The sequence below is a fragment of the Pseudoalteromonas sp. SR45-4 genome (assembly GCF_014163535.1).
GTDB classification, from domain to species: Bacteria; Pseudomonadota; Gammaproteobacteria; order Enterobacterales; family Alteromonadaceae; genus Pseudoalteromonas; species Pseudoalteromonas nigrifaciens.
This window is the reverse complement of the sequence record NZ_JACJDO010000015.1, coordinates 44,314-57,529: the sequence shown is the minus strand read 5'-3', so window position 1 is coordinate 57,529 and position 13,216 is coordinate 44,314. Positions and strand designations below refer to the sequence as shown.

The 13,216-nt window shown below is 39.0% G+C and carries 10 protein-coding genes; 5 read left to right on the top strand and 5 right to left on the bottom strand.

Annotated features, from left to right (window positions below; all coding sequences use genetic code 11):
• Positions 1 to 114: 114 nt before the first annotated feature.
• Positions 115 to 1,788 (top strand): asparagine synthase B, encoded by a 1,674-nt coding sequence (gene asnB / locus H5058_RS08580; protein WP_182677670.1) that lies wholly within the window; start codon positions 115 to 117, stop codon positions 1,786 to 1,788.
• Positions 1,772 to 2,611, top strand: coding sequence for a PhzF family phenazine biosynthesis isomerase (locus H5058_RS08575; protein WP_404936295.1), 840 nt, complete (start codon positions 1,772 to 1,774; stop codon positions 2,609 to 2,611). The genes asnB and H5058_RS08575 overlap by 17 nt, the downstream gene beginning before the upstream one ends.
• Before the next feature lie 4 nt (positions 2,612 to 2,615).
• Here the strand turns inward: H5058_RS08575 and egtD are convergent, their stop codons facing one another.
• Both egtD and egtB read right to left on the bottom strand, forming a co-directional pair.
• The gene (gene egtD, locus H5058_RS08570; RefSeq protein WP_086996097.1) at positions 2,616 to 3,602 is read right to left on the bottom strand and encodes an L-histidine N(alpha)-methyltransferase; all 987 of its coding nucleotides are present in this window, start codon (positions 3,600 to 3,602) and stop codon (positions 2,616 to 2,618) included.
• A complete protein-coding gene (gene egtB, locus H5058_RS08565) occupies positions 3,599 to 4,873 on the bottom strand; it encodes an ergothioneine biosynthesis protein EgtB (protein WP_182677666.1) in 1,275 nt (424 codons plus the stop codon). Before egtB ends, egtD begins: the two co-directional genes overlap by 4 nt.
• Before the next feature lie 496 nt (positions 4,874 to 5,369).
• Between egtB and H5058_RS08560 the strand changes: the two genes are divergently transcribed.
• Positions 5,370 to 6,950: a BCCT family transporter gene (locus H5058_RS08560; RefSeq protein ID WP_011328116.1), complete on the top strand. Its 1,581-nt coding sequence runs from the start codon at positions 5,370 to 5,372 to the stop codon at positions 6,948 to 6,950.
• Between the two features lie 91 nt (positions 6,951 to 7,041).
• Here H5058_RS08560 and H5058_RS08555 read toward each other — a convergent pair whose 3' ends face one another.
• The 3 genes from H5058_RS08555 to H5058_RS08545 all read right to left on the bottom strand — a co-directional run bounded on the left by H5058_RS08555 (position 7,042) and on the right by H5058_RS08545 (position 10,820).
• Positions 7,042 to 7,752 (bottom strand): 3'-5' exonuclease, encoded by a 711-nt coding sequence (locus H5058_RS08555; protein ID WP_011328115.1) that lies wholly within the window; start codon positions 7,750 to 7,752, stop codon positions 7,042 to 7,044.
• A 7-nt stretch (positions 7,753 to 7,759) separates the two neighbouring features.
• Positions 7,760 to 9,655 carry a putative nucleotidyltransferase substrate binding domain-containing protein gene (locus H5058_RS08550; protein WP_011328114.1) on the bottom strand — a complete coding sequence of 632 codons (1,896 nt, stop codon included), beginning with the start codon at positions 9,653 to 9,655 and terminating at the stop codon, positions 7,760 to 7,762.
• Between the two features lie 157 nt (positions 9,656 to 9,812).
• Positions 9,813 to 10,820, bottom strand: a complete 1,008-nt coding sequence (locus tag H5058_RS08545) for a rhodanese-related sulfurtransferase (protein ID WP_011328113.1) — start codon at positions 10,818 to 10,820, stop codon at positions 9,813 to 9,815.
• A gap of 196 nt (positions 10,821 to 11,016) precedes the next feature.
• On the opposite strand from H5058_RS08545, the gene H5058_RS08540 reads away from it, so the two are divergent.
• The gene (locus tag H5058_RS08540) at positions 11,017 to 12,339 is read left to right on the top strand and encodes a DEAD/DEAH box helicase (protein ID WP_179806583.1); all 1,323 of its coding nucleotides are present in this window, start codon (positions 11,017 to 11,019) and stop codon (positions 12,337 to 12,339) included.
• A gap of 2 nt (positions 12,340 to 12,341) precedes the next feature.
• Positions 12,342 to 13,172: a S1 RNA-binding domain-containing protein gene (locus tag H5058_RS08535; protein ID WP_058373336.1), complete on the top strand. Its 831-nt coding sequence runs from the start codon at positions 12,342 to 12,344 to the stop codon at positions 13,170 to 13,172.
• Positions 13,173 to 13,216: the final 44 nt, after the last annotated feature.

Genomic DNA, 13,216 nt, shown 5'->3' with positions numbered 1-13,216 from the left:
TTATTATTTTGTAAATGCGGTGTGACTTACGTTATCAATTCTGCTAAAACAAAGGTGAGTCGCAGAGTTTTTTTGCTCTGCAATACACATAAAAACAAGAATGAGGGGTAGTCTATGTGTTCAATTTTTGGGGTGTTAGATATAAAATCTGATCCCGTACAGTTGCGTACGCAAGCCATCGAAATGTCGAAGTTATTAAGGCACCGCGGCCCTGATTGGTCGGGTGTTTATGCATCGAAAAAAGCAATTTTAGTACATGAACGCCTAGCTATTGTAGGGGTTTCTAGCGGTGCACAGCCTTTATATAATCCAGAAAAAACACATATTTTAGCGGTAAACGGTGAAATTTATAATCATAAAGAATTAGCGGCAAATTTAACCACCGATTTTACCTTTCAAACAGAATCTGACTGCGAAGTTATTTTAGCGCTTTACAAACAAAAAGGTGCCGACTTTTTAGATGATTTAAATGGCATTTTTGCATTTTGTTTATACGATGAAGAAAATGACAGTTACCTTATTGGCCGCGATCATATTGGTATTATTCCGCTTTACACCGGTCACGATGAACACGGTAACTTTTACGTGGCTTCAGAGCTAAAAGCCCTTTCACCAATTTGTAAGCACATTGAAGAATTTCCGCCTGGGCATTACCTAAGCAGTAAAGATGGCGAGCTTAAAGCGTATTACAAACGCGATTGGCAAAGCTTTGACACCGTTAAAAATAACAGCGCAAAGGCCGAAGATGTGAAAAGCGCACTAGAGGCTGCCGTTAAACGCCAGCTTATGTGCGACGTGCCTTATGGCGTATTACTCTCTGGTGGCTTAGATTCGTCGCTTATATCGGCTATAACCCAGCGTTTTGCGGCAAAACGAATTGAAGATAACGACGAAAGCGATGCATGGTGGCCTAAGTTGCATTCTTTTTCTGTTGGTCTTGAAGGCTCACCCGATTTAGCCGCGGCTAAAAAAGTAGCCGATATGATAGGCACTATCCATCACCCTATTATATTTACTATTGAGCAAGGTATTGATGCTCTGCGCGAAGTGATTTATCACATAGAAACCTACGATGTAACCACTATTCGAGCCTCTACACCTATGTATTTAATGGCCCGACAAATTAAAGCCATGGGTATTAAAATGGTGCTATCGGGCGAAGGAGCAGATGAACTGTTTGGTGGCTATTTGTATTTTCATAAAGCGCCGAATGCACAAGAGTTTCATGAAGAGCTTAACCGTAAAGTATCTAAACTGCATATGTTTGATTGCCTACGTGCCAATAAATCGATGGCAGCATGGGGAGTTGAAGCACGCGTACCATTTTTAGATAAAGAGTTTGTGGATGTAGCAATGCGTATTAACCCACAAGCTAAAATGTGTACAGAGGGAAAAATAGAAAAGCATATTTTACGCGAAGGCTTTGCAGATTATTTACCAGAGGAAGTATTATGGCGTCAAAAGGAGCAGTTTTCAGACGGTGTAGGTTATAACTGGATTGATACCTTAAAAGAGTTTGTAAACGAGCAAGTGAGCGATCAAGAGCTTGCCAATGCAAAGTTTAAATACCCTATAAATACCCCCGATTCTAAAGAGGCATATTATTACCGCGCTATTTTTGAATCTCACTTTCCTGGTGATGCCGCCGCTAAATGTGTGCCTTATGGCAAATCGGTAGCGTGTTCTACGCCCGAAGCGCTGGCATGGGATGCGTCGTTTCAAAATAATGCTGACCCTTCTGGGCGTGCCGCGCTTATTCATAACGATGCGTATGCTAGCAAAAGCTAAGCGAATTTATTTAGTGCCACACAAGCCAGCATGGCTTGTGTGGCGCTTTATAACACTCACATCGTCTCAAGCTGTTTTTTATAACCACACGGCTAACTTAGCCGGTTCAAGTGCTTTAATTGTTATTTATAAAAAGGGCTTAACCTCTAAATTGATGCAATATATTGCGTCAAAATCGAATCATCCTGCGACTGTATTTTTAAATCAAAATGAGATAACTCAACCTTATTGTAAAATTCGCTGGTTTAACAAAACAAGTGAAATTAAGCGCTGTGGGCATGGCACTTTGGCTGCAGCTAACTTTTTACTTCATTATTTTTCTTATTGTCCACAGGTATTTATTACAAGCTGTAATGAGCGTTTTAAAATAAAAATTAACAGGCAACAAGCTCAGCTGGTATTAGCAAGTATTAAGTCGATAAAGTCCCCCTGCTACTGTAAATTACAGCAAGTATTTTCATTATCAATAAAAGCCGCGTACAGCAGTGCCAATAAAAACGGTTACACCTTGTTATTGTTCAATGCACAAGACGATTTAACACGCTTACAAGTTGATTTTAAAGCCCTAAGTCACCTGCATAAAAATGCGGTTATTGCGCTAACAGTACAAAATACTCAAGCACAAAATGCCATTGCACATTTTAGATACTTTGCCCCGCAGTTTGGTGTAAACGAAGATACCGCAACGGGTTCAGCAGTATCGGTTATTGCACCCTTATTATTTAGACTATACGGTTTAAATAAAGTTACGCTTATACAGCAATCGCCTAATGGCGCGTTGTTAAACTATGAACTTAACAACGGCCAAGTTGTTATTTACTAATAATTTATAGCGGCCTTAATAGGCATAAGGCAAAGTAATTATTATCGTCTTGCCATGTTTGCTCTAAACTTAAATTAGCTTGTGCCGCAAGCTGTTTAAACGATTCTAGGGTGTACTTATGAGAATTTTCGGTATGAATACTTTCACCTTGTTTAAAATTAATTTGTTGGTTATTAATTATCACTGTTTGCTCGCAAAGGCTCACTAAGTGCATTTCTATGCGGTTATGCTGCTCGTTATAACGTGATTCATGGTTAAAATTGGCTAAATTAAATGATCCATTTAGTTCGTCATTGATTCGTTGTAATAAGTTTTTATTAAATGCAGCGGTTACACCGAGTTTATCGTCGTATGCATCTAACAGTACTTGGCGCTGTTTTACCAAGTCAATCCCGATTAAAACATAGCCATTTACACCACATAAATGCTGAAAGTTTCTCATTATTTCAATGGCTTTAAGCGTGTTAAAATTACCTAAGGTGGAGCCCGGGAAATACACTAAATTAGTTTGGCTATCGAGGGCGGTTTCTTTAATAAGCTGTTTAACCATTGCGCTATCGGTAAAGTCGCCTAATAACGGAGCAATAACCAGTTCAGGGAATAACGGCGATAAATGCGCTAATGAATAGTTAAGCATTTCTGTAGATATTTCGAACGGTACAAACGTTTTTACTTTGCTCATATGAGCTAATAAGTGGGCAATTTTTTTGCCTGAACCACAACCGGGTTCTATTATTGATAAGCTTTCAGGTAGGATTTGTGCAATCTCTTTTGAGTACCTTTCTAAAATAGCCAGCTCAGTACGGGTTACGTAATACTCTTGCAGCCTTGTTATTTGCTCAAATAATGCAGCCCCCTTGTCGTCATAAAAATATTTACAGGGGAGTGATTTTTGTTGCTGGGTTAAGCCACTTATTACATCTGTTAAAAACTCACAGTTGCTTATAGAGGTATTTATACTGCACTGCTTTATTGTTGTCATTTGGCTCATGTTTTATCCTTAGCGAGTCTTATACCACTACACATCCAGGCTTGATGGGGATAATAAAAGTTTCTGTAGGTTGTACGTAAATGATTAGCAGGAGTTAACACACAACCGCCACGTAATACCATTTGATTGCTCATAAACTTACCATTGTACTCTCCTGCCACGCCTGCAATTGGCTTAAAACCTGGGTAAGGTAAATAAGCACTGTTTGTCCATTGCCAGCAGCTATCTGTAAGCTGCCCAATAGCAGCGCTACTATCGGCCATATTTGGTAATAAAAGTGACGTGTGCGCTGTGTTACTTGGTGCGTGTTGCTGGGCTGCATATTCCCATTCAAACTCTGTGGGCAGGCGTGCATTAACAAAACTTGCATAAGCGCTGGCCTCATAATAACTAACATGACAAACCGGCGCGGCTAAGTTAAGGGGTAATAATCCGTAATGGGTAAACTCAAACCACTCCCCGTTTATATAATGCCAATACAATGGCTGTGTTAAATTATTAGCCTGTATATGTGCCCAGCCGTCACTTAGCCAATGTTGCGGGTTGCTATAGCCTGAGCTATTAATAAAGCCTAAATACTCTGCATTAGTCACTAATCTATTAGCAAAGCTAAATGGATGAACCAGCACAGAGTGCTTAGGTTGTTCGTTATCGTAGGCAAATTGGTTTTCAGCATTGCTCCCTATGTTTATAATTGCTTGGTCAAAGTTTATAAATTTTATAGCGGCACTGGATTGCTGGTTTGGTACTTGAGTTGGCTTTAGTGGTTGGTACGCAGGAAATATTGGGTTAATAGAAAAGTTATACTTAATATCCATCAACATTAGCTCTTGGTGTTGTTGCTCGTGATTTAGGCCAAGAGTAATTATTTGCTCTATTTCTGGGGTTATTGCAGTATTTAACACGCTTATAACAGCTTCATCAATATATCGTCTGTATGCTATTACGTCATCAAGACTCGGCCTCGATAGGCTGCCTCTGTTGCCCCGCTTAAATTGCTCACCAATTCCGTTGTAGTAAGAATTAAATAATATTTTAAACTCAGGATTAAATACTTTGTAATTACGGCTATGAATGCAGAGTAAAAATGTTTCAAAAAACCAACTGGTATGCGCAAGATGCCATTTACTTGGGCTTACGTCGGCCATTGCTTGTAATTGACAGTCTTCTGCACTTAACGCACTAATGAGTGATAGGCTATATTTACGTACCGCTTTAAAATGCTCACTAAGCTCATTTTTTCCAACTAAATGTTTAATATCATTAGTCATAGTCGCAATTTACTCCTTTAACTACTTTACTGTTAAAATATAACCTAATGTTAAATCATATACTAAGTATTCCTAGATTAAAGGGGCGTTTATATTAGGCACCTTTAATTAGCAGCTTATTAGTATTTACATACTCCGTGACAGTAATTATTTACCTATGTGTTTTTATAATTCTGATTTCGGATAATATGCGCTGATTTATAAGTGTTCTCGTATATGTATTAGTAAATAGTAAACTAATTTAACAAGTTAGAGAGTGTTTGTTTTTTATACTTAAAAGCAACAAATATCATCATTTTGACTATAATATCAGCAGTCTAAATACAAAATCATTTACATTTAGTATTTAACTCATACACTAGTAAAGTTAATGATCAAAAATCAGATTAGTTAGTCTTCTAATTATTTGTGTTTAAACTAATATAATTACAAGACTAATATAATTAATTACGACACTGGGTAACATCCAGGGTTAGAACAACAAATGAGGTATTGCATGAGCGAAGAGCATGACAAATATAGTATTGATAGTACGGACTATACCGTAGGTCAAGACAACGTACAAAAATGGGGGTTAGATATACATAACTCTGTTTTCGGCATAAGTGCTGGTCTGATTGTCATCTTTTTGATCGCTATTTTAGTTACCGATCCACAAACAGCTAAGTCTGCACTTGATAGTATAAAAACAGATATTATTAATAACTTTGACGCCTTATTTATGTGGGCTGCTAACTTTTTCGTTATTTTTTGTTTAGCACTTATTGTATCGCCTTACGGTAAAATACGTTTAGGGGGAGATGATGCAGTACCTACTCACTCTCGCCTTTCATGGTTAGCTATGTTATTTGCTGCAGGTATGGGTATTGGCTTAATGTTTTGGGGTGTTGCAGAACCGCTTGCATATTATACTGGCTGGTTTGAAACACCTTTAAATGTAGCTCCTAATACACCAGAGGCAGCAAAACTAGCAATGGGCGCAACTATGTTCCATTGGGGTCTACATCCGTGGGCTATTTATGCAGTTGTCGCACTTTCACTTGCATTCTTTACTTATAACAAAGGCTTACCACTGTCTATCCGTTCTATTTTTTATCCTATTTTAGGTGATAGAGCGTGGGGATGGCCTGGCCACCTTATCGACATTTTAGCTGTGCTTGCAACACTCTTTGGTCTTGCAACTTCACTAGGGTTAGGAGCACAACAAGCCTCTGCAGGTATAGATCATGTATTTGGTACCTCTGGTGGTGTTGGTTCACAAATTTTAGTTATTATTGGGGTTTCACTTTTAGCTATTATTTCGGTAGTTAGAGGGATTGATGGCGGAGTAAAAGTACTTAGTAATGCCAATATGTTAATTGCCTTGGTTTTACTTGTGTTTGTATTTTTAGTTGGCTTTGCTGTTGCTATAGGTAATGTGCCTACTACCATAATGGGCTATGTAGAAAATATTATCCCCTTAAGTAATCCTCATGGTCGTGAAGATGAAACCTGGATGCATGGCTGGACTGTATCGTACTGGGCGTGGTGGATTTCCTGGTCACCGTTTGTAGGTATGTTTATTGCGCGTGTTTCTCGTGGTCGTACTATACGTGAATTTTTAATTGCGGTATTACTAGTGCCTACTGCTGTTACTATTTTATGGATGTCTATATACGGCGGTATTGCTATTGATCAGGTGGTTAATAATGTAGGTGAGCTAGGTACTAACGGCCTTACTGAAGTACCACTTGCTATGTTCCAAATGTTTGATGCATTACCTTTGTCTAACATTTTATCGTTTGTAGCGATTATTTTAGTATTGGTGTTTTTTATTACGTCATCGGATTCTGGTTCATTGGTAATTGATTCGATCACGGCTGGTGGCAAAATTGATGCACCTGTACCACAACGTATCTTTTGGGCTGTAACCCAAGGTGCGGTAGCTGCCGCACTACTTTGGATAGGTGGAACTGAAGCTATACAAGCGCTGCAAGCTGGCGCTATATCTGCCGGGTTACCTTTTACTATTGTATTGTTGTTTATGTGTTTAAGCTTACTGTTGGGCTTACGTACTGAGCCTCGTACTAAAAAGTAACCGTACTTATTACCCTTACTGGTAATTATAAAAAGTACTAATAAAAACGCCGCAAATTATGCGGCGTTTTTTTATAACTATAAAATAAAGTTTATATCCACAAATCATCTATCGGCGTATCTAAGCGATAATGATGACTCAGCTGTGCTTGTAACAACTCAGCTGTGGCCAATGCATCGGTTAGGGCATTATGGTTATTATAGGCAGGAAGTGAGTAGCGCTTACGACAATCATTTAATCGCAACGAGCCTATTTTAGAGTTAAATAACCGCCCTATTAAACCCTGGCGTGCTGTTAATGCTCTTTTTTCAATATCCATAGTATCAACTAACGCAAACTCTATGCCTTCGTGCAGCCTAAGTAACAACGCATTATTTAAAAATGGCCGCTCAATTGCTGCATAATGTACCACCACGACTTTACCGCTTAGCGCGGCAAGCAAAGGCTCAATAATACGATTAAAGTCTGGTGCATCATCAACCTCTGAGTGCGTAATACCATGAATGATTATTGATTCTTCATGTAAGTTTCTGCGCGGTTGTACTACCCAATGGCGGCTGTGCTTGCAGTATATTCGCTGTAAGTTAAAAGGCACTAAACCCACACTCACTATGTCATCTGCTTCGCTATCTAAGCCGGTGGTTTCAAAATCCATCGCTACAAATGGCACATCAGCTATTGCTGCAGCAGGCTGATTAAAAGCCGATGCATAAAATTGCTGTAACAATGCATTTTCACTGCTATTTGCTAATTGCTGATACCTAAGCGACCAGTCAACTATTGCTTGCTTTTGCTTGCTCATAGAAAAATCACTTCACATTTGTATTTGAAATAAAGCTAAATTTTAGATAGTTTTGCGCTTTTTCAAGAATCGCAAATGCCTCTTTTAAATTACGCTGCTCAAACGGTGAAAGTTGATGCGGATCTAAATTATTATCGGGCTCTTCACCTTGCTCTATTTGTAATGCTTGATGACGAATTCGCATCATAGCTATATACTCCAGCGCATCTCGTAAATCTTGTGCTTTACCCTCGGGTAAACTTTTTGCGGCAATTATATCCTCAAGGCGGTCAAACGAGTTTTGTTTGCGTGAACCAATCGCTAATGCATGCACCCGTATAACATCCGAAAGTGGTGCGGTACCACGGCGTTTTAAGTTCATTGAGTGCTTATGCTGGCCGTTATGCTCTAAAACAAAACCTTTGAAGAACCCAAGAGGCGGCGTTCGATTACGCGCATTAGCAGCCATATTTGCCAAAAACACCCTATTTGCTTTGCTTTGTTTAGCAACAAAGACTTTGAGCTCATCGGCCCATTTTGTTTTACCCCAAACGCCGTCCAAATCAAAAAATATAGAGCTGTGTAATAACGTTTGTGGTTTTGGTTTTGCTATCCAATCTGCAAATTGCTCAAACCATTGAGAGCGAGTTTTACGCCACTTTTTAAATGACGCCATAATTTCGCCATCACAATAGGTGTAGCCGCATTGTGCTAAACCATCACAAACAAAATCAGCAATGTTTTGAAAGTACTCGTTATGTAACTCATCGTTGTAACTGTCATCTAAAATAAGCGCATTATCTTGATCCGTTACTATAAGTTGCTCATCGCGCGCCATGGAGCCTAAAGCAATAAAACAATAAGGCACGGGAGCTGGCCCATACTTTTCTTCAGCTAATATTAATAACCTTTGCTTAAAAGTACGGCCAATCACTGCCATGGCTGTACCAACCATATGAGAGTTTGCATCTTCGTTAACCATACGCACAAATACATTAGGTAACTGGCGGGCATAATGGGTTAAGTCTTCCACTGATTGCTGGGCCAAAATACCACGCACTAATAACAAGCTACTTTGCGACTCGTAACGTAAAATATCAGACAGTGATATTACCCCAATCGGCCTGCGTTTTTGCACTACCGGCAAATGATGCAGGCTGTCTCTTAACATAGCTAATACAGCTTCGAAAACGTAGGCATTAGCATCTAAAATCACTAAGTTAGTAGACATAATATGCTGTGCTTGAGTATCAAACGACAGCCCTGGCGCAACCACTTTATTACGTAAATCTCGGTCGGTAATTATGCCAACTACTTGGCCATCATCCTCTTCCGGGTCGTCGTTAACGGGCTTATTTATATCTGTAACCAGTACTGATGAAACCGCTTCTTCGCTCATTAATTTAGCAACATCTTGCACCGTAGAAGTGGTTAATACCGTCACTACATCACGATGAATAAGCGACTTTACTTTTGCTGTCGTTAAATCGTTACTGTCGGCTTGCTCAACAATAGCTTGGTGCAAACGTACATTGCCATCGGTTTCAAAGTAATCAGCAAATGCATCAAACTCATCGCAATAACGATTAAACAGTTCAACATTAATGCAGTAAACCAATGTGTCTTCTAGTGCAGTGGCCGGAAAACGCACTTTGCGGTTCATCAATAGGCCCATTTGGCCAAATATTCCACCCACGGCTAAACGATTATAAAGCTCGCCATTACGGCGATACATTTCTACCGAGCCGCTTCTTATAACGTACAAGTCGGCAATATCTTGGCCTAACTGTAAAATCTCTGTTTGCGCTCTAAAGTAAGCAACTTCAACTTGTTGCGCCAGCTCGTTAAGCGCTTTAATGGGTAAATCGTTAAAAGGGGGATGCTGTGCTAAAAACTGCGCTATTTCTATTTGTTCGGCTTGCATAGTTGCTTCCTACATAGCGATATTATGATGTGTTTTATACTAATTTAATGCAATTGGTATTACCTAAAGACTAACATTACCAATCTTAGGTTAAAACATATAGTGGATACAAAAAAAGAGTCAATAATGACTCTTTTTAAATTAATTTAATAAAATATTATTTACTACGTTGGGCTTGTTTTTTAGCGTTTTTAGCCTCTTTACGTTGCTGTAAAATAGCTTGTGCTTCATTACCAATGTGGCCTTCGCCACGCGCTTGTGCAAGCTCTATTTGCTTTTGTCGCTCAGCAAAACGTTCTCTCTGCTCATCGCTTACATTATCAATACAATGGTGACACGACACGCCTTCCATATATTCAGCTTTTAACTTTTCGTCTTCGGTGATCGGCATACGACACGCATGACATTGGTCATACGAGCCTTTTTGTAAGTCGTGATTAACCGCTACACGATTATCAAATACAAAACATTCGCCTTCCCACATGGTTTCATCTTTTGGTACTTCTTCAAGGTATTTTAAAATACCGCCTTCAAGATGGTACACTTCATCAAAGCCTTGCTCTTTCATATACGCTGTTGATTTTTCACAGCGGATACCGCCAGTACAAAACATAGCTACTTTTTTATGCTTGCTTGGATCAAGGTTTTCTTTAGCCCACTGCGGAAATTCACGGAATGTTTTGGTGTTAGGATCAACTGCGTTTTGAAAGGTACCTATTTCAATTTCGTAATCGTTGCGGGTATCTATAAGTATCACTTCTGGGTCTGAAATTAATGCGTTCCATTCATTTGGCTTAACATAACTACCCACTACTTTTAGCGGATCGATGCCCTCAACCCCCATAGTCACAATTTCTTTTTTTAGTTTTACTTTGGTGCGGTAAAATGGGCATTCGTCATCGTAAGATTCTTTAGTAACAATGTTATTAAGGCTTGGCTGTTGTTCAAGCCATTTAAGAAGATTATCTATGCCAGCACGTTTAGCTGAAACCGTACCATTAATACCCTCAGAGGCGATTAGTAAAGTACCGCGAACTTCATTTGCCTCCATTACATCTAGTAATGGTTTTCTAAGCGCTTCAAACTCAGGTAATGCTACAAATTTATACAGTGCACACACTATAAAGTGCTCGCTGGTTAAATTGTCTTTATGAACAGCCGTCATATTTATTCCTATTTTGCTTTTTAATATATACCGAATCGTAAATCCGGCGCATCTTGGGCGCGTATTTTACGCTTTTTGTGATTAAATGCAAAAATTAGCCTTATAATTTGCATTTTACTGTTAGCCATACGCCTCTGTGGGCTATAATGCGCCGATAGAATTAAGATATAACTTGCTCATTTTGGAGAAACACACCTTGCACTTTACTGATCTTGGGATTGATAATCGCCTTGAAACACAACTAGCACACCAAGGGATCACCCAGCCTACCGACATTCAAGCACATGCAGTGCCTACAGCACTTGCAGGGCATGACATTTTCGCCCAGTCTAAAACAGGGTCAGGCAAAACCTTGGCGTTTTTATTACCCGCTGTTCAACGAGTAATGAAACAAAAAGCACTCAGTAAACGCGATCCTCGGGTACTTATTGTTGCTCCGACACGTGAGCTTGCTACGCAAGTATTTACACAACTGCGTTTATTAATCGCAGGTACAAACATTAAAGCCGTAAAAATACTCGGCGGCGAAAATTTTAATGACCAAATTAAAGCGCTTAGAAACGATCCGCAGTTTGTAGTTGCAACACCAGGTCGTCTAGCCGATCACCTTACAAAGCGTACGTTACAATTGAGCGGTCTTGAGCTGCTTATTTTTGATGAAGCAGACCGTATCCTAGATTTAGGCTTTACCGAACAACTTAAAATGATTAATGACTTGGCCGATCATCGCCTGCGCCAAACATTATTGTTTTCGGCTACACTAGATCATGCACAAGTAGATGCACTATCACGCAACTTATTAAAAAAGCCTAAGCAAATAATGCTCAGCGCTGCAAACGAGCAACACTCAGATATTAAACAAAGCTTATATCTTGCTGATCATCTTGATCATAAAGAAGCCTTACTTGAGCACTTTTTGAATCAAGACGATGTTGGCCAATGTATTATATTTACAGCTACCCGTGCAGATACCAGCCGTTTGAGCGAAGCGCTTTGCGCTAAAGGTTTTAAAGCACAGCCATTAGCAGGTGATTTAGCACAAAATAAGCGTCTCGATATTATGGATGCATTTAGCCGCGAAAACTTCAAAATATTAATAACCACAGATGTTGCGTCACGTGGCTTAGATTTACTCAGTGTTACCCATGTTATAAATTTTGATTTACCTAAACACGCTGAAGAATATGTTCACCGAATTGGGCGAACAGGTCGAGCTGGTTTTAAAGGCAGCGCACTGTCGTTAGTAGGCCCTAAAGATTGGCCAAGTTATTTAGCAATTAAAGCATTCTTAAATGATGAATTAAAGTTTGATAGCGTTGATGGTTTAAAAGCTAAATTTAAAGGGATTAAAGAAAAGAAACCAGTTGCAATTTTAGCCACAGAAAAAACAGTAGCAGCTAAAAAGCCAGTGTTTAAACGCAAAGCTAAGCCTAAAAAACCATCAGCTCCCATTAAAGCCCCTATTAATATTGATGGCGATACTCCTATGCGCCGCAGAAAAAAGCCTGAACAGGAATAATTATGAGTTACCTTGGAACCACACAAACCTTATTTGTAAAAGAAGTTAGTAACGAAGGTGCTTACCTAGACGGCCACGATTTAGGCGAAGTATTTTTACCAAAACAAGAAATAAAACATGAGCTTGAAGCTGGAGATAGCATTAGCGTATTTATATTTTTAGATAATGCTAATTTACCTACAGCAACAATTAAAAAGCCTCATGCACAAGTAGGTGAATATGCCCTACTGCGTGTTAAAGAAATTAATAGTATTGGTGCCTTTTTAGATTGGGGCTTAGAAAAAGATGTACTAGCGCCGTTTAATGAGCAAAAACCGCGTATGCAAGAAGGTCATTCGTATTTAGTGCGTTTGTACCTAGACAATGCCAGTAAGCGTATTTGTGCATCAAATAACTTTAATCGTTTTTTATCTAAAGATGAGCCGCAATACACCCATTTACAAGAAGTCGATTTGATCATAGCGGGTAAAACTGACATTGGTTACAAAGTCCTTATTGAAGAATCTCACTTTGGTGTTATTTTTTACAATATGGTATTTAAAAGCTTATTTGTAGGGCAAAAACTAAAAGGCTTTATTCAAAAAGTGCGTGAAGATGGCAAAATTGACGTTGTATTAGAAAAACCAGGTATGGCTAAAGTTAGTAATCTTGGCGATGTTATAATGGAAAAGCTAAAAGAGGAAGGTGGCGTTATTGCTTTAGGTGATAAGTCTGATCCTGAAACAATTAAGAAAATATTTTCGACCAGTAAAGCTAATTATAAAAAGGCAATTGGTGGATTATTTAAACTAGGATTAATAGAAATTGAAGCGAAATCCATTCGCTTAAAATAACAATTTATTATTATGCGTTGAGTGTAGCCTAAGTGCTGCACTTA